General features: G+C 55.4%; 16 protein-coding genes and 2 tRNA genes. 11 read left to right on the forward strand and 7 right to left on the reverse strand.

The genetic code is table 11. The features are described 5' to 3' along the window. Nucleotides 1-58 precede the first annotated feature (58 nt). A complete protein-coding gene (locus tag B4A77_RS04415) occupies nt 59-850 on the reverse strand; it encodes an outer membrane beta-barrel protein (RefSeq protein WP_290731379.1) in 792 nt (263 codons plus the stop codon). A 165-nt stretch (nt 851-1,015) separates the two neighbouring features. On the opposite strand from B4A77_RS04415, the gene B4A77_RS04420 reads away from it, so the two are divergent. The 7 genes from B4A77_RS04420 (at nt 1,016) to B4A77_RS04450 (ending at nt 9,331) form a co-directional block, all read left to right on the forward strand. Continuing rightward, complete coding sequence (locus B4A77_RS04420; protein ID WP_290738659.1) at nt 1,016-5,449, forward strand: acyl-CoA dehydratase activase; 4,434 nt, start codon at nt 1,016-1,018, stop codon at nt 5,447-5,449. A gap of 26 nt (nt 5,450-5,475) precedes the next feature. Beyond that, nucleotides 5,476-7,071, forward strand: a complete 1,596-nt coding sequence (locus B4A77_RS04425; protein ID WP_290738662.1) for an ABC-F family ATP-binding cassette domain-containing protein — start codon at nt 5,476-5,478, stop codon at nt 7,069-7,071. A 134-nt stretch (nt 7,072-7,205) separates the two neighbouring features. Continuing rightward, on the forward strand, nt 7,206-8,306 hold the full coding sequence (locus B4A77_RS04430) for an outer membrane protein (protein ID WP_290738665.1): 1,101 nt from the start codon (nt 7,206-7,208) through the stop codon (nt 8,304-8,306). Beyond that, a complete protein-coding gene (locus B4A77_RS04435) occupies nt 8,306-8,842 on the forward strand; it encodes a hypothetical protein (protein ID WP_290738668.1) in 537 nt (178 codons plus the stop codon). The genes B4A77_RS04430 and B4A77_RS04435 overlap by 1 nt, the downstream gene beginning before the upstream one ends. A gap of 111 nt (nt 8,843-8,953) precedes the next feature. Next, nucleotides 8,954-9,151 (forward strand): hypothetical protein, encoded by a 198-nt coding sequence (locus tag B4A77_RS04440; protein ID WP_173380743.1) that lies wholly within the window; start codon nt 8,954-8,956, stop codon nt 9,149-9,151. Between the two features lie 6 nt (nt 9,152-9,157). Next, nucleotides 9,158-9,232, forward strand: a tRNA-Val gene (locus B4A77_RS04445). A 23-nt stretch (nt 9,233-9,255) separates the two neighbouring features. Further along, nucleotides 9,256-9,331, forward strand: a tRNA-Asp gene (locus B4A77_RS04450). 71 nt (nt 9,332-9,402) lie between these two features. Here B4A77_RS04450 and B4A77_RS04455 read toward each other — a convergent pair. From B4A77_RS04455 to B4A77_RS04470, 4 genes are all read right to left on the reverse strand, one after another. Beyond that, the gene (locus B4A77_RS04455; protein WP_173380742.1) at nt 9,403-9,669 is read right to left on the reverse strand and encodes a hypothetical protein; all 267 of its coding nucleotides are present in this window, start codon (nt 9,667-9,669) and stop codon (nt 9,403-9,405) included. Nucleotides 9,670-9,714: 45 nt separating this feature from the next. After that, nucleotides 9,715-10,626 carry a DMT family transporter gene (locus tag B4A77_RS04460; RefSeq protein WP_290738671.1) on the reverse strand — a complete coding sequence of 304 codons (912 nt, stop codon included), beginning with the start codon at nt 10,624-10,626 and terminating at the stop codon, nt 9,715-9,717. Between the two features lies 1 nt (nt 10,627). Next, entirely contained in the window at nt 10,628-14,182 is a 3,555-nt protein-coding gene (smc, locus tag B4A77_RS04465; protein ID WP_173380740.1) for a chromosome segregation protein SMC, read from the reverse strand. Between the two features lie 84 nt (nt 14,183-14,266). Then, nucleotides 14,267-16,876 (reverse strand): FISUMP domain-containing protein, encoded by a 2,610-nt coding sequence (locus B4A77_RS04470; RefSeq protein ID WP_290738676.1) that lies wholly within the window; start codon nt 16,874-16,876, stop codon nt 14,267-14,269. An 83-nt stretch (nt 16,877-16,959) separates the two neighbouring features. Here B4A77_RS04470 and B4A77_RS04475 point away from each other — a divergent pair, with 83 nt between their 5' ends. Continuing rightward, nucleotides 16,960-17,517: a methylated-DNA--[protein]-cysteine S-methyltransferase gene (locus B4A77_RS04475; protein WP_173380738.1), complete on the forward strand. Its 558-nt coding sequence runs from the start codon at nt 16,960-16,962 to the stop codon at nt 17,515-17,517. Between the two features lies 1 nt (nt 17,518). Here the strand turns inward: B4A77_RS04475 and B4A77_RS04480 are convergent, their stop codons facing one another. Then, complete coding sequence (locus tag B4A77_RS04480) at nt 17,519-18,253, reverse strand: IMP cyclohydrolase (protein ID WP_290738679.1); 735 nt, start codon at nt 18,251-18,253, stop codon at nt 17,519-17,521. Nucleotides 18,254-18,333: 80 nt separating this feature from the next. Between B4A77_RS04480 and B4A77_RS04485 the strand changes: the two genes are divergently transcribed. From B4A77_RS04485 to pheT, 3 genes are all read left to right on the forward strand, one after another. After that, on the forward strand, nt 18,334-18,792 hold the full coding sequence (locus B4A77_RS04485; protein WP_173380736.1) for an RrF2 family transcriptional regulator: 459 nt from the start codon (nt 18,334-18,336) through the stop codon (nt 18,790-18,792). Nucleotides 18,793-18,863: 71 nt separating this feature from the next. After that, on the forward strand, nt 18,864-19,793 hold the full coding sequence (locus tag B4A77_RS04490; RefSeq protein WP_290726720.1) for a LysR family transcriptional regulator: 930 nt from the start codon (nt 18,864-18,866) through the stop codon (nt 19,791-19,793). A gap of 107 nt (nt 19,794-19,900) precedes the next feature. Then, nucleotides 19,901-22,336 carry a phenylalanine--tRNA ligase subunit beta gene (gene pheT, locus B4A77_RS04495; protein WP_290738682.1) on the forward strand — a complete coding sequence of 812 codons (2,436 nt, stop codon included), beginning with the start codon at nt 19,901-19,903 and terminating at the stop codon, nt 22,334-22,336. A 53-nt stretch (nt 22,337-22,389) separates the two neighbouring features. Here the strand turns inward: pheT and B4A77_RS04500 are convergent, their stop codons facing one another. Further along, the gene (locus B4A77_RS04500; RefSeq protein WP_290735633.1) at nt 22,390-23,229 is read right to left on the reverse strand and encodes a fibrobacter succinogenes major paralogous domain-containing protein; all 840 of its coding nucleotides are present in this window, start codon (nt 23,227-23,229) and stop codon (nt 22,390-22,392) included. Nucleotides 23,230-23,245 lie beyond the last annotated feature (16 nt).

Here is a 23,245-nt window from a genome sequence, read left to right on the forward strand (position 1 = left end):
TAAAAAACAAGAAGCCCGGCTAGAAGCCGGGCCGACTTGCCGTTCAGCGAGACCTATCTTAGAGGAGGTAGGTCAGCGAAAGCTGGATGTTCCAGGCGCTCGGATTGTCTTCAACAGCATCGCTTACGCCGTTGAAGTCGTACATGAAGCGGAGACCGACGTTCATGTCGCGGCCACCCTGGTGGAACTGCGCACCGGCACCGAGAACAAGCGATACATAAACGCCGCTGGTCTCAATGTCTTCGGCGGCGACAAGAGCGCTTGCGTAGGCGTCAGTCTCGTTGCCGTAGGAATCATAGTAGTTGTACTGCGACGAGTACATGTCAGCAAGGCAGAACGCAAGACGGAGACCGCCTTCCACGTAGAGGAACGAAAGCGGTTCGAAACGGGCGAGCACGGGCACGTCCATGAGGATTTGCGAGATGCCCTGTTCAAATTCGTATTCGTAACCCGAGGCCCCGGGAACGGGAGCGCGGTCGGTGGTTTCACTGAAATAGCGGAAGATGAAGTTCACTTCGGGAGCGACAGCCAACTGCTTGTTGATGTAGTAACGGAGGGAACCGCCCACATAGCCGCCAATGGCAGAAAGATCGCCAAGACCGCCGAAGCCGACGCCGATATGACCGCCAAGACGGAATTTCTTGTAGTCGGTATCGTCAGAAGACTTTTCCGCGGCAGGAGCGGCGGTCTCGGCTTCTTCGGCGGGTTCAGCCTGGGTGGATTCCTCTGTCGAGTAGCTGCTTTCTTCGGTTTCAGCGGGGGTTTCGCCGTAATTCTCGTCGTCGTACTGGGCGAACGAAGGAACAAAAGCAAAGCCAAGCGCTATTGCAAGTACTGTCAATTTCTTCATAGATATTCTCCTCATGAAAAGTTTGTGAATTTGTTCATTAAAAATAACAATGGCCCGAGCAGATGTCAACAAAAAAAATCAATTTCCTTTTTTTGCGCATTTGGGTATTTAACGGCCCCGTTTGCCTATAAGCCCCACCCCATTTTTTCTATCTTTACGACCACTATGAGCAATTTGAAGAATGATTTGTGGGTCGGCGTGGACGTAGGTTCCACCACCGTGAAGATTGCGGTCGTCGATCCCGAGACCAACAAGCTTTTGCATTACACATACCAGCGCCACAACGCCATGCAGGCGAAAAAGGTCTACGAGGTCCTGCGGGAAGCCCACGGGCTCTTCCCGGACAAAAATTTCAGGGTAGCCTTCTGCGGTAGCGGCGGCCAGCCCTTCGCCGAAGCCACGCACGCCTTCTTTGTGCAAGAAGTGGTGGCAAACGCCCTCGCCGTGCGCGCCACCTATCCCGAATCGCGCGTTGCCATCGAACTCGGCGGCCAGGACGCAAAGGTCGTTTTCTTCGAAAAGGACAAGACAACCGGCAAGCTCATCGCAAGCGACATGCGCATGAACGGCGTGTGCGCGGGCGGTACCGGCGCATTTATCGACCAGGTGGCCGAACTCCTCCGCATCAAGACGGAAGCATTCGAAGGTTTCGCCAAGCGCGGCCAGAAGGTCTACGAGATTTCGGGCCGTTGCGGCGTGTTCGCGAAGACCGACATCCAGCCGATGCTCAACAACGGCATCGCCAAGGAAGACATCGCCCTTTCGAGCTTCCACGCCATCGCGAAGCAAACCATCGGTGGCCTTGCCCAGGGCATGGAAATCAAACCGCCCGTGATTTTCGAGGGCGGCCCGCTCACGTTCAACCCGACGCTCGTACGCGCGTTCAAGGAACGCCTCGGTATTAACGACGAGCAGGCAATCGTGCCGGAACACTCCGAAGTGCTCGTCGCCATGGGTGCAGCCCTCTCGCTCGGCTCCATGTTCGCGGGCCAGGAATGCCATTACCGCATGGAAGGCTCGCTCGACGCCCTGGTGCACTTCAACGAAGTCCGCCAGGCCGAAAACAAGGCGAAGGCCGCCGCCGACCTCTTCTTCAAGAACGAAGCCGAATACAAGATGTTCCTCGAGGAACACAAGATGGCCGACAACCACTACCCGCAGCCGGCCTCGGGTTCGACCATCAACGCCTACCTCGGTATCGACGCAGGTTCCACCACCACGAAGTTCGTGCTCCTGGACGAGCAGGACAACGTGATTGACGGGTTCTACGCCAGTAACGACGGTGAACCGCTCGCCGTCTTGAAGCGCGCCATGAACGAGCTCGCCGACCGCTACGAGGAATACGGCTGCAAGCTCAACATTTTGGGCGTGGGCACCACCGGCTACGGCGAACAGCTCTTCGCAAAGGCCGTCCATGCCGACTACCATACCGTGGAAACGGTCGCGCACGCGAACGCCGCCCAGCGCCTGTGCCCCGACGTAAGCTTCATCCTCGACATCGGCGGCCAGGACATGAAAGCCATCTCCGTGCAGGACGGCGTCGTCACCGGCATCATTTTGAACGAGGCCTGCTCCTCGGGTTGCGGTTCCTTTATCGAAACCTACGCCCGCAGCCTCGGCATCCCGATGGAAAAGATTGCGGAACTCGCGTTCAACGCAAAGAGCCCCTCGCAGCTCGGTTCCCGCTGTACCGTGTTCATGAACAGTTCCATCATCACGGAACAGCGCGACGGCAAGCAGCCCGAAGACATCATCGCGGGTATCTGCCGCTCCATCATCAACAACGTGTTTACGAAGGTTATCCGTATCCGTAACCTCAACACCCTCGGCAAGAAGGTCGTGGTGCAGGGCGGTACGTTCAAGAACAACGCGGTCCTCCGCGCCTTCGAGCAATACACCGGCCTCAAGCCCATCCGTCCCGAACGTCCGGGCGAAATGGGCGCCATCGGTATCGCGCTCCTCACCCGCAAGTTCATGGAAGAGAAGCGCAAGCAGAACCCAGACCTCAAGTCGAGCTTTATCGGCCTCGAGGCCATGAAGACCTTCAGCTGGCACAACCAGCCGGGCCAGCTCTGCCAGTACTGCACCAACCACTGCTCCCGCACGATTGTGACCTTCAGCGACGGCCAGAGCTTCGTGACGGGCAACCGCTGCGAACGTGGCGAAGTCACTGCCGACCCGAACGACCCGAAGACGAAGGCCCTCATCGCCGAAATCAACAAGAAGATGCTCTCCGTGCCCGACATGATCAAGCGCACGAACCAGCTGTTGGTCAAGGACTATGCCCCGGCGAAGCTCGTCGAGAATACGGGCAAGACCATCGGTATCCCGCGCGTGCTGGAATTCTGGGCAAGCCTCCCCTTCTGGAAGGCGTTCTTCACGAGCCTCGGTTATACCGTCGTGGTAAGCCGCCAGAGCGACTACAAGATGTTCGAAGCGGGCCTCCACAGCGTGCCCTCCGACACCGTGTGCTTCCCGGCAAAGCTTGTACACGGTCACGTGCTCAGCCTCATTGAAAAGAAGGTCGACCGCATCTTCTTCCCGATGATGGTTGCCATCCCGAGCGACCACACCAAGTTCACGGCAACATCCGTTTGCCCGGTGGTGCAGGCCTACCCGAACGTTTGCAAGAACACCGACGAGCCCGAAAAGAATTACGGCGTCCCCATGGACCAGCCGATTTTCCACTGGTTCAACACCAAGCTCCGCAGAAGCCAGACCGTAGACTGGTTCCACGAACACTGGAAACTCGACAAGAAGCTCCTGGACAAGGCCGTGACCGAAGGCGAGAAGGCTCTCAACAGCTACCGCACGACCCTTTTGGAAGAAGGCCAGAAGATTCTCGACGACGTACGCGCGAAGAACAGTTTTGCCGTGGTGATTGCGGGCCGCCCCTACCATGCGGATACGCTCATCAACCACAACATCGCGAGCCACTTTACCGCCATGGGCATCCCGGTGCTCACCACCGAATCGCTCCCGGGCGTGTACGACCAGGATGTGCCGAGCCACACCCGTATCGAAATCAAGAACACCTTCCACTTGCGCATGATTGGAGCCACCATGATTGCGGCGAAGGACCCGAACATCGAACTCGCGCAAATCGTGAGCTTCGGATGCGGTCACGACTCAATTTTGACCGACGAAATGATGCGCATGCTGCACCTTGATTCCAACAAGGAAATGCTCATGCTCAAGCTCGACGAGGGCGACGCCCGCGGCCCGGTGGGCATCCGCATCAAGAGCTTCATCGAGACGGTGAAGGCACGCCGTGCGGCAAACCTCCCCGACAAGCCCGAAAGCCACGAACCGCTATACCACACTCCGTTCGTCGCCGAAGACAAGCAGCGCCGCCGTATCCTTACGCCGAACCTCTCCCCCGCATTTACCGTGCTTGCGAGCGAGTACATGAAGCGCGAAGGCTACATCGCCGAATACCTGCCCGTGGCCGACAAGGAAGCCATCGAGCTCGGCAAAAAATTCGTGCACAACGATATCTGCTTCCCCTGCCAGGTGAACATCGGCGAAGCCCTGAAGTGGCTCGTCAATCACCCGGATGTGCCGCAGAACGCTGTCTCCATGTGCCTTGCAAAGAACTGCGAGAACTGCCGTGCCGTGCAGTACGCGGTACTCGCCCGTAAGGCCCTCGACGAGGCCGGTTTCAAGGACGTCACCATCATCACAACCGGCGTGGACTACAAAGGCATGCACCCGGGCTTCCAGCTCGGGCTCGACTTCCGCCTCCACATGCTGTGGGGCCTTGTCACGATGGATGCCATCGAGACCATGTACCGAGCCCTGCGACCCTACGAAGTCAACAAGGGCGACACGCAAAAAGTCTACGACGAGTGGATGCCGAAGGTTATCGCCGTGGCAGGTCACCTCACCACCACGCAGCTGGTGCGCCCCTCCAAGCTCATCGAGGTCTTCGAGCAGTGCATCGAAGCGTTCAATGGTGTCGAGATTACCGAAGATCGCAAACGCGGAATCCGTAAGCCCCGCGTAGCGGTACTTGGCGAAATCCTCATGAACTACCACCCGAGTGCAAACGGGTTCGTGGAAGAATACCTCATGAACAACGGGATGGAAGTCTACCTCCCGGGCATGACGGACTTCTTCCGCGTCGACGAAGTCGTACGTAGCGAAAAAATCAAACGCGGATTCTCGGCGAACCCGCTCATGGACCGCGTGGAAGGCGGCGTGACGGCGAAGGTCTACACGCATGCCGTAGAAACCGCCCGCAAGTCCATGCACAAGTTCAAGCTCTACGAACACCACGCAGACTGCTACGAGCTCAAGGACTATGTCACCGACATCATCGACCCGACATACAACACCGGCGAAGGATGGCTTATCCCGGGCGAAATCCTGTACAATGCGCAACATGGCGTGAACAGCTACATCATCTTGCAGCCGTTCGCCTGCCTTGCAAACCACATCAGTGGCCGCGGCCTCACCAAGGCCGTGAAGGAGCGTTGCCCGCACGTGCAGATTCTTTCGCTCGACTACGACCCGGACACCAGTTTCGCGAACATCGAGAACCGCCTGCAGATGCTCATCATCAACGCTCGCGAACTTGAAAAAGCAAATCAAGCCTAACCCCATTTATCATTTATATATAATACATGCTCAACGTTTCCAATGTCAGTCTTCAATACGGTAGCCGCGTCCTCTTCAAGGAAGTGAACCTCTCCTTCAAGCGCGGCAACTGCTACGGAGTCATCGGTGCCAACGGCGCCGGAAAGTCCACGTTCCTTAAAATCCTTTCGGGCGAACTCGAACCCAACACCGGCGAAGTCACCAAGGACCCAGGAGAACGCATCGCCGTCCTCAAGCAGGACCACTTCGCCTACGAACAGAACACCGTCCTCGAAACCGTCATGATGGGCTTCCCCGAACTCTACGAGCTGGGCAAGAAGCGCGACGAACTCTATGCGCTCCCCGAAATGACGGAAGAACAGGGCATGCAGGCCATGGAAATCGAGACACGCTTCGGCGAAATCGGCGGTTACGAAGCCGATTCCAACGCGGCCGTGCTTCTGAAGGGCCTCGGCATTCCTGAAGATTTGCACTACAACCTGATGGCAGACCTCGACGGTGGCCAGAAAATCCGCGTCCTCCTCGCGCAGGCTTTGTTCGGCAACCCAGACATCCTCCTGCTCGACGAACCGACAAACCACCTTGACCTGGAAACCGTCGGCTGGCTCGAAGACTACCTCGAACGTTTCGAAAACATCGTGATCGTGGTGAGCCACGACCGTCACTTCCTCAATGCGGTCTGCACGCACACCTGCGATATCGACTACGGCAAGATCAACATCTACGGCGGTAACTACGAATTCTGGTACGCAGCAAGCCAGCTCGCCCAGAAGCAGAGAAAGGACCAGAACCGCCGCGCCGAAGAAAAGATTGAAGAATTGAAGGCGTTTATCCGCCGCTTCGCCAGTAACGCCGCCAAGGCCAAGCAGGCCACCAGCCGCAAGAAACTCCTTGACAAGATGACCGTCGAAGAGATGCCGGCATCGAGCCGCAAGTTCCCCTGGGTCAACTTCAAGATGGACCGCGAACCGGGCAAGATCGTGCTCGAAGTCAAGAACGCGACCATCGACGGCGGTGACGGAATTATTTGCAAGGGACTTGACTTTAGTCTCAATAATGGGGACAAAGTAGCGCTCGTCGGCGAATACGACACGCTCAAGACAGCCTTCTTCCAGCTCATCGCCGAAGAGACCAAGGCGCCCGAAGGCGTGCTCAAGTGGGGCAACACCATCAGCTACAGCTACTTCCCCAAGAACAACGACGCCTACTTCGGCACGGACCTCTCCTTGGTGGATTGGCTGCGCCAGTACAGCAAGGAACAGGACGAAACGTTCATCCGCGGGTTCCTCGGTCGCATGCTCTTCACCGGCGAAGAAGCCCTCAAGAGCGCGAACGTGCTCAGCGGTGGCGAAAAGGTGCGCTGCATGCTCAGCCGCATGATGCTCAGCAACGCGAACTGCCTCTTGCTCGACGAACCGACCGCGCACCTCGACCTCGAAGCGATTACCGCCCTCAACAACGGCCTCACCGCATTCCAGGGCCCCATCATCTTCTGCTCCCAGGACCACGAATTCGTACAGACGATCGCGAACCGCGTACTCGAACTGACCCCGAACGGCGTCATCGACCGCAGCATCACCTTCGACGAATGGCTCGAAAGCAAAAAAACAAGGAAAAAATAAAAGATTAACCCCTAAATGGCGCATTTTATCGTCATTTTTCGCACACAAATCAGCAAAAAGGCCGTTCCATAGGAAAGGCCTTTGCTTTTACCGTTTTTTTTTATATTTTGTATGCATAAACAAGGAGGAACACCATGAAAAAGTTCATTCGAAGCATCTTGATTTCTGCCGCTATTTTCGCAGCCTATGCGACCGCCGCAGAAAAAGTCTACATGCCGCCAGTCGGCACAACGAACATCCACAGCGACTACGGCATTGCAGCCCAGAAGCTCATGAAGACCTACATTGAAGACGACGGCCGCTTCATTCTCATTGAAGGAACCGTCGAAGACAGTGTCGACATCAGCAAGCCGGAAACCCTCAACAACAAGGCCGTATCCAAGGGCTGCTCCAAGATCCTCATTGCCGAATTCACCCGCCTGGGCGAAAACGTAATCCTGTCCTTCAAGCTGTACAATACCGGAAGCGAAGCCCCCATCTGGCAGGACCGCCTCAAGGCAGCAAACCCCGATGACTTCGACCCGATTATCCAGCGCGTGGCCCGCACCATCGGCACAAAGCAGAAGGCGACCAACGACCAGGATATCTATAACGTCACCCAGAACGAAACCAAGCAGCCCAAGCGCATGAAAGCGTATTCTTACTTCGGCCTGGGCCTTGGCGGCATGGTTCCGCTCTCCCCCTCCGTCGACATGGCTCCCGGTCTCAACGTATTCGGCATGTACGACACCCAGAGCTTCCTCATCGGCCTTGATGCGAACTTCTGGGGCATGAGCGACGATTCCCGCTACAACTACCTAGACTTCGCCATTTCCGCCTACTATGCCTTCGGACGCAAGTTTATTGCTCCTTACATCGGTGGCGGTATGAACTACTCGGCCGTCGACTACAATACCGACGTTACGGTCCATTCCAAGGTCACACGCTACGATTCTTCCATTAAGGATTACAAGACGACCGAAGAAGACACGAAGAAGAGCTACTCGGATTCGAAATCCGGCATCGGAGCTTTCGTCGGCGGCGGCGTGATGCTCAACCGCGCAAGCAACATCGTCCTCTTCGCCGAAGCCAAGTACTTCGTCAACTTCTACAAGCTGGCAGAACCCAAGGATGAGATTACCGACGAAGAATGGAACAAATACGACAGCTGGGATAGCGACAGCGATCTGCCCAGCAAGTCTCGCAAGCTCTTCCAGGGATTCATGTTCAACCTCAAACTGGGCTACGGGTTCTAATGAAGTACGCAAGCAGGTTCTTATGTGTAGCCTGCCTGGCCTCATCGCTTAGCCTTTGCGGTTGCTTCTTCAGCCAGACAAAGATCATGGCTGCAGATGGCCGCAACTACGAAGTGTACGGTAACGGAGCACTTCTTTGCGAAAGTAGCCAGGACTGCAAGATTTCACAGCGAGGAAGTCCGCACACTCTAGACTTGGAACTCGTCAAGAACGGCAAAATCGTGGGCAGCAAGTCCATCCGCCGCGAAATGACGACCGCCAGCGTGCTCTGGGGCTTCTGCACCTACTTCACTTCGCTGTATCTGTATCAGGCATACCCCGACGAAGTTTTCATTCCCATCAACTACAGGAACTACTCGGAAACAGAATCTCCGTCAGGGCAGAAGAGTCCATGGGACACTTCGCCACTCTCCGAAAGTGAAAGCGTCTGGGACAAGGGTCCTTCGCCAAGCAATAGCGAGGTAAACGCCGAACCGGCGACCGGGCCTACGGCGCCCGCCGAGCCCCCCGCCCCCTTGGTACCAAACGAATACTAAACGAAACGCAGCCCGGACAAAACCGGGCTTTTTCGTGTGAAAAGCGCGTTTTTACTTGACAACAAGCGAAATATTTTTATATTTGGCACGTAACCCAAAGGATGGTAGTAAATGTTGAATAAAAAGAATTTTGTTCTTATTGCAATCGGCGTTTTACTGCTCGCAATCGGATTCCTTTGCCTCGCCACCGGCCCGGCAGATAATCCGGTAAGCCTCACGGTTGCTCCTCTCATCCTGGTCGTTGCCTACGTAGTCGTGATTCCTCTCGGAATCCTCTGGACCGGCAAAAAGCAGGACAAGCAGGATTAAAATTTCGGGCGATTAGCTCAGTTGGTTCAGAGCGTCTGCCTTACAAGCAGAATGTCAGCGGTTCGAATCCGTTATCGCCCACTACCGAAAATCGGAAACGATTTGGGGTGGTAGCTCAATTTTGGTTAGAGCACCGGCCTGTCACGCCGGAGGTTGCGAGTTCAAGCCTCGTCTATCCCGCGAAAAACGTCTCTCAATAGAGAGGCGTTTTCGTTTTTATACGTTTTTACCCGATTGAGGCCAAGCCTAGATTACAGCACATATAGTGCGAGAAACGCAGTCAGCGCAGCAAACAGCAGGAACATCGGCAAGAGAATCAAGAAGCAGAGTGCGGCGACCTTCAAGTCGTAAAACCACATCTTCCACCATCCACGACGCGTCCTGCAAATTTCCTCGCGACACTCGGGGCAGATGTTCCCTACCCTGTTGCGCACGCGGATAGCCATGTTGCTCTGCAAGGGGGACATTCCCACCTTGTCATTGAATTCCTTATTGCATTTTGAACAGGTTGTCTGCATGTTCAGGAATATAGTAAAAAGTGGTCGCGAAATTAATCACAGACGCTATTTTCGCTTGATGGCTATAAGCACGGTAGACACAAGAATCAAGGCGATGCCAGCCATGATGCGCGTAGTCAGCGTTTCGGCAAACACAGTCACGCCAATCGTCACGGCGGTCACGGGTTCCAAAGCGCCAAGAATTGCCGTGGGCGTGGAGCCGATGATTTTAACGGCCTTGACCATGAAGATTAGCGAAAGCACCGTCGGCACGAGGCCAAGCATAAAGCCCCAGCCCCACGAACTTGCCTGCGTAAAAAGCGGCGGGAGGCCAGAACCGAGCGTTACCGAATAAAGCAACAAGAAGAGAAGGCAGAAACAGATGGCGTAAAACGTCATCTTCACCGCCCCCATCTGCAGGTTGATGCGGTTTGCCATCACCATGTAAATCGCATACGAGAGCGAAGACGCAAAAACGAGTGCAAGCCCCACCGAGCTAAGCGCGGTACCGTCACTGCCGCGATACAGGAGCGCCACGCCCGACATCGAAACCGCGATAGAAATGACGGTCCACGCCTTGATTTTCTCCTTGAAGAAAATCGCCATAAGCACCGAGACTTCGAGCGGGTACAGGAACAATAGCGATGAAGCAAGCCCCGCATCCATGTACTTGAACGAAGCATAATATGTAAGCGAACTCACTGCAAAGAGGAATCCGAACGCGACAAGAGCACGGAACTCGCGAAACGAGATTTTAAAATGCGAACCCTTCGCGAGAATAACCACAAAAAGGAGAATCGCCGCCGTGAAAAATCGGTAAAAGAGGACCGTCTCCGGCGAGTAATTCTGGGCGTACAGATGCAGGGCGCCCAACGGATTCGTGCCGTAGCAAATCGCAGAAAGAGCGGCGAAGACGAAACCTTTGAAAGCGAAAATCCCCGCCTTCGCGGGGATGACTGTATGAGGAATACGGGGCATACTAAATCGCGAACTTAGTTGCGTCGGCGAGCTGAACGCTGGCGATGCGGGAAATACCCTTGATTTCCTGGGTCACACCGTAGAGCATGTCGGCTTCGGCCATGGTACGCTTGTTATGCGTCACGACGATGAACAAAGTCTGCTTGCTGAATTCGCGGAGGAGCGCCATAAAGCGACCGACGTTAGCGTCATCAAGCGGACCATCCACTTCGTCCAGCACGCAGTACGGAGACGGCTTTTCCATGTAAATTGCGAACAGGAGCGCCGTTGCTGTAAGCGCGTGTTCACCGCCGGAAAGCGCCTTGATACCACGCATCTTCTTGCCGGTCGGGCGAACGTTGATTTCGATGTCAGCATCGAGAATGTCCATCGGCTTGCCGTTCTCGTCGAGCTTTTCCACGAGGCTCATCTTGGTTTCTCCGTTCAGGAACAGCTTGCTGAACACGAACTGGAAATTCTTCTGGATGCGTTCGAACGTCTCGAGGTAGCGCGTGCGGGCGATATCGTCGAGTTTGGTAATGGTGCGGTCGAGCGAGGCGCGGGCACGGTCGAGGTCGTCGAACTGCTTCTCGACTTCTTCCAGGCGCTTCTTCTCGTCTTCGTAGTCTTCCATCACGTTCACATTGATGGGGCCCAGGTCCTTGATTTTGCCTCGAAGTTCACGGATTTCGCGATCGGCCTCAGGCTGGCTATACTCCACACGTTCGACGCCTTCGGGATTAGCCAGGTCAACGGAATATTCGTTGGTGATGCGTTCCGAAAGCCTCTCGACGTTCGCCTGCAAGGCTTCCTGTCGGCGGCCCACATCGTTCAAGTCCTTCATCTTCTCGATCATGTCGTCGCGGAGGCGGTTCACCTCGGAACGCCATTCTTCGAGATCTCCCGATACGAGTTCGTACTTTTCACGGGCCAGGTCGCGCTGGCTTTCGAGTTCGCGGAGCGCCGAATCCTTCGTCTGAAGCTGGTCGGCAAAGCCTTCGATATCGGACTTGAATTTTTCCGAAGCTTCGTTGTTCTTCGCGATTTCGTCATTACGGGACTGGATGACGTTTCCGAGGAATTCAATCTGGTCGGCGATATTGCCGAGGCGGCTCGTATTCTGCGCAAGTTTCGCATTCTTGTCGAGGGCGCTCCGTTCGAGGTCGCGGACTTCCTCATCCTTTTCGCGGAACATCGTCTCCTGTTCCTGGAGTTCATCGTTCACACGGGAATATTCAGTTTCTGCACGCTCGGCGGCAACTTCGGCTGCCGACAGTTCGGCATCCGATTCCCGCGTCGCCTGGGCCTCGTCGATACGACGAGTGGCCTGCTCGCGGGCCTGCTCCAGCTGTGCGATGCGCAGCTCGCAGGTCGCCGCCGTATTCTTCTGGATAGAGATGGCGGCATCGCCTCCGAGAAGCGAATTCTGCATTTCGCGGATATCGTCGTTGAGCGAGACAAGGAGTTGCTGTTCCTCGTCCAAGGTCTCCTGCAGGCGAGCAACTTCGTCCTGCTTTTGTCCAAGTTCATCCAAGGCCCCGGCGAGCGCCTTCTCGGCCTCGGCAATCTCGTTCTTGCGGCTGAGCGAACCGGACGTGGGGGCACCAGTCGAGACAAGACCCGCCGTGCGGATGCTCGCCTCGGGAGCGACAAAGCAAAGGTCCTCACTGCCGTACTTGAGCGAAAGATTCAGGGCAGCATCAAAAGATTCGACCAGGATGTAGCGGGAAAGGACTCCATCGAGCCATGCGCGGGTCGTATCATCCGTCTTGACAAAATTCGAGACGGGACCGACAACGCCCTCCCCTTCCACCGTGCCGGCATAAGGCGGACGCGGATTGGAAACGAGAGCCATGAGAGCCTGGCCCACGTTCTGTTCGCGCAGTGCTTCGACAAGGGATTTTGCGGCAGCCGAATTTTCGACCACGACGGAATCAAGCATGTCGCCAAGGGCACTTTCGACACGGGACGCATATTCGGGAGGCGCATCCAGGCGCTCCGAAAGGAGCCCACGCGCAAGATCGGCCTTGTTTTCGGCAATCCAGCGGTTCGCATCGGACGCATCCTGCGACACGCTCTGGAGCACGTCGATCCGAGACTGGAGTCTCGCCTCGTCGTTCTTGAGTTCGGCGATACGGGCCTGCAAACCTTGCAGGTCGGCCTTGAGCGACTCGATGCGTTCTTCTCGCACGGAGCGCTGTTCTTCGAGAGACGTTATAGCCGAACGGGATTCGTCCATGCCCTGCTGGATATCGCGGGCAGCCGACTCGGCTTCGGATTTCTTTGCATATAAACTTTCGAGTTCGGCGTTGTAGCCTTCGACGTTCGAACGCAGCATATCGGTTTCGGCATCCGCGCGTTCAAAACGGCCGCGCAGCGCGTTCACGGCATTTGCCGTCTGCAGGCGCTCGTTGGAAAGTTCCCTGGAGCGCATGCGCAAGTCATCGAGGCGGTCGCGCATCACCTGGAGCGCTTCGCGTTCGCGTTCCAGGAGGGAATTCATCTCGTCCATCTCGCTGTCGTTTCCGAGCACCGCGTTTTCTTCTTCCAGGCGTTCACGTTCGCGGATGAGTTCATCGACCTTCGAGTTGCTGCGGGTAATTTCTTCCTGCGCCTTCTCGTTCGCGGCCTCCATGGCCGAAATGGAATCGCGCAAGCGCACAATGTCGTTGTTCAGGTTATTGAGTTCGATGGTCGCCGCCTGGACCTGTCGTTCCAGTTCGCGGTAGGCGTTCTCGTCTTCGCTGATATCGAGCTTCTTTTCCTCGATTTTCGTCTGGAGTTCGGTCGCCTTCGTCTTGGATGACTCGACCTCGTGCTCCATGCGGCGGGCCGACGTATTCAGGGTCTCGAGACCTTCCTTAAAATCTTCGAATTTGTCGAGGCTAACCGAGAGGTCCAGTTCGCGAAGGCGCTTGTTGAGTTTCTTGTATTCCTCGACCTTTTCCGCCTGGGTCTCGTACTGGCGTACGGAACGGCGGGTAGAGCGCAGGTTGTCTTCCACGCGCTCCATGTCCATCTGCACGCGTTCGAGCTGGCGCACGGCCTCCTTCCTCTGCTGGCGGTACTTGCTCACGCCCGCAGCCTCTTCGAACAGCACGCGGCGGTCGTCCGCCTTATCGCTAAGCACCGACTTGATCATGTCGGCGTTCATCTGCGAATAGGTACTCGAACCGAGACCGGAGTCGAATAGCAGCGCATGGACATCGCGCAGGCGGCATTCCTGGTTGTTGATGAGGTATTCGCCCGACCCGTCGCGGTGGACGCGGCGAGTGACGATTACTTCGGAATATTCCGAAGCGAGGGTACCGTCGCTGTTGTCGATGACGATGGAGACCTCGGCAAGGCTCATCGCGGCACGTTCCTCGGTACCGCTGAAAATCACGTCCTGCATCTTGCTCATGCGCAGGAGGGCGGCCTTCTGTTCGCCCAGAACCCAACGGATGGCGTCAGTAATGTTAGACTTGCCGCAACCGTTCGGACCTACCACGGCGGTAAGCCCCTTCGTCGGGAAGTTAATTTCCGTCCTCTGGGCAAAGGACTTGAATCCAAAAATCTTTAGCTTTGTAATCTGCACTTCAAGCTGAAAGATAGTTAAAAAACAGTTTTTGGGGCAATTATGCTCCTAGAATGGCGCTTCTTATCCCCTCCTTGGGCTCCGTCAGTTTTTAACGCAGCGGACAGTATAAAACGGATCATATCCGGCGTCATCCATGACCGCTATGGTCCCGTTTCCCGATGCGCTTTTTCCTACATCCATCAGATACCAATTTTCATTCGGGGTCGACACGTCGTAAACCCACAGATTGGTATAGTTTCCCTTTCCCTTAAATCCGACAGAGCCAGTTTGGCGTTGATACACACCGGCTCCCACAAAGGACATGCCCGTAGAATTGTTGCCTCTACGGTCTGTAGCCCACCCATAGGACGAATTCAGACTACTAGCCTGATTCCCGTTCAAGTTCGCCAGTTGTTCCGCCTCGCTTTTCGAAGGGATATGCCACCCGCTGGGGCAGATGCCCTGAACATTGCCAGACATCGAGGGGCACGTTCCGTTATAACAAGTGCAACGACTGTCGTTCAGCGCGGCCTCCCTGCTGTACAGGCGCCCAAAGGCTTCGCATTCGCTCGGGTCATCATCATAGCAGCGGTTGTTCCCCTCCAGGATGGGGAGTTTCGAAGAATCCGCGAAGTTCAGGTTTTCCGCCATCCAGGTACGCCCCGCTATATTCAACGTCCTGTACGTCTGTCCATCGCGCGAGTCCGTCATTTCGCCATAACTTACCGACGAATTGAAGAGCACCGCCTTGTCGAACGAACTCGAAGATTCTTCGCTCGAGGAACTTTCGACGCTCGACGAACTCCCGCTACTTGACGATTTTGTACTGCCCGAAGAAGCGGGTTCGGCACCAGCACCCTTCACGCAACGCACCGAAATGTACACCGTCTCTTTCGAATTTTCCGTCAAATACATCTTGTCCTCGACACCCGAAAATACCAGATAGTTTTGGACAACCCCGGTGGAATAATACCAGAGCGCAGCAAACCTGCCCTGATTTACATAGTTCTTGTCGGCCCTGACTCCGGAGCCCACCAGAGAAAAACCTGATTCATTCGCACCGACTTCCCTATCAACCCATCCGTCCACTGATCGCAAGGTCTTCCTGTTGCCCAAAGTGAAGTCCATCAAATCGTCGACTTCTTCTTCTGACGGAATATGCCACCCGTCTGGACACACGCCCCTATTCAAGCCATCATATAAGCTACACGACTTTCCATAACCGCAAGTGGTGCTGTTCATGGCTGCGGCGCGGTCATACAGCCTTCCATACAGTTCGCAGTTGGCGGCGATTCCGCCGTAACAGTAGGAATAGCTCTTCGGGAGCGGCCAGTCGCTGTTTCCTGCAAAGTTCAGGTTTTCCGCCATCCAGGTAGTACCATTTATTTCGACGGTCTTGTACACCTGCCCATCGCGACTATCCTTCAGAGATCCGTAGGTGACATCCGAGTTGAAGAAGTTATCCTTGGACGCAGAAGAAACCACAGAACTGCTAGATGACTTCACGCTACTCGACGAAGACACGCTCGAAGATGATACTCTTGAAGAAGAAGACAAGGCTACTTTCAACGTGTCATCCGATATACAGCGAACCGAGACGAAAATATTGCTCGAATAACCGGAATGTATAATAACATCATTATCCGACGGCCCGCGGAAAATCAGGTATCTCATATCCGACCCTTTTATATAGGCCCAAACGTATCCTGTCTTTCCGGGGCTTTCAAATCTATCATCCCCGAAATCAAGACACCCCGATGCCGGCATCGAAAAGCCCGAGGTATTAACCCCTTCTTTATAAGAGGACCAACCCTTTGCAGAGCGGACGTCACCAAGTTCATCGCCAAAAGCGTTTACTAGAGCCAAGGCCTCGGCGTTAGATGGAATGTGCCATCCCTTGGGGCATACACCGCGAACCAAGGTATCCCCTATATCGCAGGAGACTCCAAACATGCAGGAGACATTGTCCATGGCAGCTTCACGTGAATACAATCGGCCCAGCAAGGCGCAGTTGTCATCATCGAAATTAAGGCACGTCGAACGTTCAAGCACAAGCGGATAATCGTCGTTGCCTGCAAAATTGAGGTTTTCGGCCATCCAGACCCTGTTCCCAACGATTACGGTCCTATAGACCTGGCCGTCGCGTTCATCCAACATTGTTCCGTATTCGACGTCCGGGTTGAGCAGCTCGTCCTTGGTGGTCAGGGTAAAGGGGATAGACGCCAGGCCGATATGGTCTTCACTAAAAGTCCAGGTGGTATCAAAATAATAACTGGAAGAGCTGTAGCGAGAACTGCTGGAGTAGCTAGAGGAACTGTACAGCGAACTGCTGGATGAATACCGGCTCGACGAGAAACCGTCGCTATCGGAAGATTCTTCCTCGCTGTTGGACGATTCGGCTCGGACAAATTCATGACCCTTCGCCGTAAGAGTGTCCGACTCGCCCGCCCACAGGTAGACGGAATCCCGTTCGTCGAAAATACACTCGTAGCGGTCCTTGTCGCGTCCGACAACGGCCTCGCGACCTTCGCGCATCTCGTTGCAGGGGTATTCCGCAAAATCATTTGTTTTTACGAATGCGTAGTCATAGCCTCGGTTTTTGGCGACCGGAGAGAAACTCTCGTCGTCACCGCATCCGGCAATAAGTGCTGCAGAAGCCAGGCTCGCCACCAAAAGCGCCTGGATACCGCGCCGGGCACATCTTTTTTCCATAATTCCTCCTATTTTCCCACGACACCACCTGTCATAAATATAAAAAAACGCAGCTACACCTCCAAATTGTGTATATTTCAGGCATGGGAAAAGCGCAAAAAAACATCCAGACCATCCAGCACCGCAACATGTGGGGCGAATGGACCTTCACGTTCGAAGGGAACACCCTCTGCGGGCTGCGCTTTTCGGGCTCGGGCGAATCGTCGATTGTCCCGAGTTCGGTCAAGGCCTGCGCCTACGCGACAGCCGATACCGACATCCCGCTGAAGCGTTCCACTGCGAAAGCCTACAACAATGTCGTCAAGGAACTGAACCAATACCTCGCCGGGAAGATTACCGAATTCACCGTCCCCATCGCCATCCACGGTACCGAATTCCAGGTAAGCGTCCTCGAGGCCACCCGCAAGATTCCCTACGGCAAGACGTGGACGTACAAGCAGGTCGCCGAAGCCATCGGGCACCCGAACGCAGAACGCGCTGTCGGGAACACGCTGCACAACAACCCGCTCCAGGTCATCATCCCCTGCCACCGCGTAGTGACGAGCAAGGGAAAAATCGGCGGTTACGCGCTCGGCACCGATTTGAAAAGGCGCCTCCTGTGCATGGAAGGCGCCATTCAGAACGAGTTAGAACTAGAATAAATTATTTATTCTTATTGACGATCAGGGTCTTGGCCCTGAAAGTCTTCTTGTCGATCCACTTGACCATCAAGGAAACCTTGTTGTCCTTGTTCAGGGTGGCCCAGTATTTTTTGAGCGTATCTTCGGCGTTGTCGAAAATCGGCATCAGTTTCGGGAAACCGTTGAAGCTAGGAATCGGGCTACCGTCGGTTTCGTAGGTGCTGATGAAGTGGCCGAGACCCGGCAGGGCCTTCTCGTATTCGAACGTCATGCGCTCGCAACCGGCTTCTTCGCTGTTGCCCCTGCTCTTGAGGATGGAGAGCTTGTACACGGCGGGGCTTGCGTTCTTGTAATGGATGCCGGAGATGCGCGGCGTGAAGTTCGGGGCATCATCTTCGTACTGGCGCGTGCGGAGAGCGCTTTCGAAGGTGCCGCCGAGCTTGATGGCGTCGTAAATCGTGTCGGTCTGGTCGCCGTTGGTGATAATCTGGACGTCGGCCGTGTGGCGTGCCGGGTAGTAGATAATCAGGTGCGGGTCCGTGAGCTTGGATTCGTCGAAGGCCTTCGTCTTCATGAAGCCGGTCTTGGGTTCAATTTCGAACACGCGGTTACGGCTATTGACGCTACGGCCCATGATCCAGTACACCTGCACGTAGGACTTACCATCGGCGCTTTCGCCGAGGATAATTCCGCGTCCGGGATAAGGGTTGTTGGAGAGGGCCTTGAAATTCTGTTTTGCTTCGTCTGTGTATTTCATGGTGCAAAATTTAGCAAAAAAGGGGATTTCGAACAGGCCTCCACCATCGGTTCGGTTTCAGAAGTTCTATTTTTCAAGGCATGAGGATTTCGACCAAAGGACGCTACGCACTCCGCGTGATGATAGACCTGGCCCGTAATGGCAAGGATACATACACCAAACTACAGGAACTTTCTGCACGAGAGCAAATTTCGGAAAAATACCTCGAAGGCATACTCGGGACGCTTGTGCGCGGGAAACTCCTCGAAGGCGCCCGTGGCAAAGGCGGTGGATACCGATTGAAGGTGGATCCCAGAGAATGCAGCGTCTGGCGCATCCTTTCGCTCATGGAGAATTCCGTTGCGCCTGTTTCTTGCCTCGACACCAAGATAAACCTCTGCCCTCGCGCCAAGACATGCGTCACCCTCCCGGTCTGGACGGAGCTCGATACAATGATCCGCGACTACCTGGACGGCGTAAAGCTCGACCAGTTCACTCGCAACACGCCCAATTCCGAAGGCAAGATTCCCGAAGACAAGAACTGGAACTGCGGATTATAGGGAAAATTTATAATTACCCCTTTCCATCGTTCGAAAATTTTCTATATTTCCTATCAAATTAGTAGGAATTTATGACTTTACAACAGCTCCGTTACGCCATCGCCATCGCAGAAACAGGCTCCTTCAACAAGGCCGCCGAAAAACTCTATATCTCGCAGCCGTCACTCACTGCCGCCATCCGCGACCTGGAAGACGAACTGAATATCCTCATATTCAACCGCACGAGCCGCGGTGTCAAGCTCACGAGCGAGGGCGAGGACTTCATCTCGTATGCGCGGGAACTCTACCACCATTATGAAACCGTGCTCGAGAAGTACGGCAAGATTGGCAAGCGCAAGAAGAAGTTCGGCGTGTCTACGCAGCATTACTCCTTCGCTGTCAAGAGCTTTGTCGAGACTGTTAAGTTGTTTGATACCGAGAAATACGAGTTCGCCATCCGCGAAACGCGCACCAAGGAAGTCATCGAGGACGTGGCCTCGTTCAAAAGCGATATCGGAATCCTCTACCTGAGCGATTTCAACCGCAAGATCATTACGAACCTGCTGAACGCCCGCGACCTCGCGTTCCACAAGCTTATCGACTGCAAGGCGTATGTTTACCTGTGGAAGGGCCACCCGCTTGCAAAAAACAAGTTCATTACGCTTGATGAACTTGCGGAATATCCGTGCCTCTCCTTCGAGCAGGGCGACAACAGCTCGTTCTACTTTGCCGAAGAAATTTTAAGTACAAACGAATACAAGCGCACTATCAAGGCAAACGACCGCGCCACCATGCTCAACCTGATGATTGGCCTCAACGGCTACACGCTCTGCTCCGGAATCATCTGCGAAGAACTGAACGGCTCAGACTACCTAGCCGTCCCGTTCAAGGACAAGAGCGAGGAAGCCCACCGTGTCATGGAAATCGGCTACATTGCAAAGCGCAACATGCTGCTCGGGCTTGTGGGCGAGCGCTACGTCGAGGAACTGCAGAAATACCTCTCAAACTGCGCCTCCGTTTAAGATATTTTCTCCTTTTCTTTTCCATTTTTTCTACATTTTCCCGCGAAAATTTAAGCAGGCACGGGGGTTGCGCTCGTCGCAAGTTCCATGCTATAAAGGATTGAAAGATGAAAGTTTCTTTGAATTGGCTCAGACGTCACGTTGATCTTCCGGAATCTGCGGAAGAAGTTGCAAAGGCCCTCACCTCCATCGGCCTCGAAGTCGAAGGCATGGAAGAACCGGGCAAGGTCTACGAGAAGCTCGTTGTAGCAAAGGTGCTCACCTGCGAACCCCACCCGGACAGCGACCACCTGCACATCACCACCGTGAACGACGGCAAGGAAACGCTCCAGGTCGTCTGCGGCGCCCCGAACGTGGCTGCAGGCCAGACCGTGGTTCTCGCCCCGATTGGCGCGGAACTTCCGCTCCCCGATGGCGGCACGCTCAAGATGAAGAAGTCCAAGATCCGCGGCGTGGAAAGTTTCGGCATGATTTGCGCCGAAGACGAAATCGGCCTCAGCGACGACCACGCGGGCATCATGGTTCTCGATGACAGCATTCCGGCAGGTACCCCGTTCGTGAGCCTCGGCATGTACGACGTGTGCTATGAACTGAACGTGACCCCGAACCGCCCGGACGCTTTGAGCCACCGCGGTGTGGCCCGCGAACTGGCCGCGAAGTTCAACCGCCCGCTGAAGCCCCTCGCCTACGAACTTAAGGAAGATGCCGAGGCGGCAAGTTCCGCCATCAGCCTCGAAGTGGTTCCCGGTTGCGGCTGCTCCCGCTACGTGGGCCGCGTCATCAAGGACGTGAAAGTCGAAAAGTCCCCGGCATGGCTCGCAAAGCTCCTGCACGCCGTGGGCATGAACAGCATCAACAACGTCGTCGACATCACGAACTTCATCTTGATGGACGTGGGCCAGCCGCTCCACAGCTTTGACATGGACCAGCTGCACGGCAACAAGATCAAGGTCCGCCGTGCTACCAAGGGCGAAAAGATTGAAACGATTGACCACACCGCTCACGAACTCGTCGAAAACGACCTCGTGATTTGCGACGGCGACCGTCCGGCCTGCGTTGCCGGCGTGATGGGCGGCGTCGAATCCGAAATCGTCGATGCCACCAAGAACGTGTTCCTCGAGAGCGCCTGGTTCAACCCGACGGTGGTCCGCAAGCAGGCGAAGCGCCTCTGCATCTCGACCGACTCCAGCTACCGCTTTGAACGCGAAATCGACTTCGCGACCCAGGACGAATACAGCAAGTACGCCTGCGCCCTCATCCAGGAAGTCGCGGGTGGCCGTATTCTCAAGGGCACCGTCGAATACACCGGCGACGACCACAAGAAAGAGAACAACGTGGTCACGCTCCGCATCGCGCAGGCCGAACGCGTTATCGGCATGAAGCTTGACATGGCCCAGGTGGAAAAGTTCCTCACGGGCATCGCCCTCGAAGTCGTTTCCAAGACGGCAGACTCCATCACCTTCAAGATTCCGAGCTTCCGCCCCGACCTCGAACGCGAAGTGGACCTCATCGAAGAAGTCGCCCGCCTCGTCGGGTTCGACAACATCCCGTACACGCTGCCCTCCTTCAAGATGCAGCCGAACGAGCTCCCGCCGATTGAAGTTCTGAACCGCAAGATTCGCAAGACCCTCTCTGCGATGGGTCTGCATGAATGCTTGAGCCTGCGCTTCACGAGCAAGGCCCGCACCGAGGCCCTGTTCGGCCCCGAAAGCGACGACCGCCGCAGCAAGCCCGCACTGCTCCTGAACCCGCTTTCCGAAGAGCTGGGTGCCGTGCCCACGAGCCTCCTCCCCAACCTCCTCAAGAGCGTTGCCGAGAACGAGAAGAACCGCCCCGGTTCCGTGCGCCTGTTCGAAGTGGCCAAGGGCCAGTTCAAGCGCGACCGCAAGGACGTGCGCGACCCGGGCTTCGACGAATCGAACCTCGTCGCCCTCACGATTGCAGGGAACTTCGACGTGAACCCGCTCAACGACAAGCCCGCCCAGATTGACTTTGCCGCGTTCAAGGGATTCGTGCAGAGCTTCCTCAAGCGCGTGGGCCTCGTGGTGGAATTCCGCGTGCCCGCCAAGCCTGAAATCTTCCTGCACCCGGGCAAGCAGACCGAAATCCTCGCCGACGGCGTGGTGCTCGGCACCATGGGCGAACTCCACCCCTCCGTGATGGCCGCTAACGACATCAGCTACACCACCTACGTGATGGAGCTGGACATGGACAAGATGGAACACGCCACCCACAAGAAAATCGTGTTCGAAGCCTTCAGCCGCCAGGTGCCGTCTAGCCGCGACATCTCGCTCGAAGTGGCGAAGTCCATGACCCACGAAGAAATCGTCGCCCGCATCAAGGGGCTCAACCCCAAGAACCTCGCGAAGATTACCCTCAAGAGCATCTACGAAGGCGACAAGATCGAAGCCGGCAAGAAGAATATGGTCTACAGCCTCACCTACCAGGCCATGGACCGCACACTTACCGACGACGAAGTCAACAAGGCGCACAACAAACTGCGTGACAAGCTCGTCGCGAACGGCGACATCGTACTCCGCTAAACTGCGCCTATATAAAGATTAAAACCGCTGAGGCCTCCTCGGCGGTTTTCTTTTTAGTCCTTGACGCAACGGACTGATTGCCAAGGCGCACCATAGGGGTTGGTCATACGTGCATAGTCAAAGCCGTAGCTCAGCTCCACATTGTACGCATTTTTGTAATCGTCCGGATTAGAAGTCCAAAAGGACGCAGCTCCACCCTCTTTTGTGTAATCTCCACTGGAATACCTGAAACCTGCCGGTAAAGCACAAAACCCGTAGGCATCAGTGCCACTATCGAGTGCATAACTGAATAAATCTTCGGTTAGCCAATCGGTCTCGGACCTGAGTTTCTTGCACACCCCATCCCATATCCATTCGCGTTCAGAATTTCTACTTCCACCCACAGCCGTGAAAAGGGCAGCCCATTCCGTGGTATCCGGCAAATGCCAACCTTGCGGGCATATTCCTTGTACCGGATATATTGGCGAACAAGGAGGATTACTCCCACATCCCACGCCATTCGTAGACCACGTTCCCGCACTATCCATTGCAATACTCCACGAGTACAGGCGACCATACTTGGCGCAGGAGTCCGCAGAGTTTGTATAGCAAAAACTGGAGTCTGTTACGAAATTGAGGTTCTCGGCCATCCATTCCTGGTCACCGATTTTTACGGTCTTGTAAACCTGACCATCGCGTTCGTCCTTCACCGTGCCGTACTCGCAATTATCCACATTTCCCATCTTGCAGGGTTTCACGGGAGCATCGAAATCCTCTGTGCTGCCGTTCGAATTCGGCGTGGCACTGGATGAAGACATTCTCCCATCGGGACGGGTCGCAAAGTCGCTGTCGTCGTCACCGCAAGCAACAAGAATCGCGGCACAAGCCAACAGAACACCAAAATATCGTTTCATAATTCCTCCTATGCTT

The sequence above is a fragment of the Fibrobacter sp. UBA3718 genome, from assembly GCF_002371935.1.
Lineage (GTDB): Bacteria > Fibrobacterota > Fibrobacteria > Fibrobacterales > Fibrobacteraceae > Fibrobacter.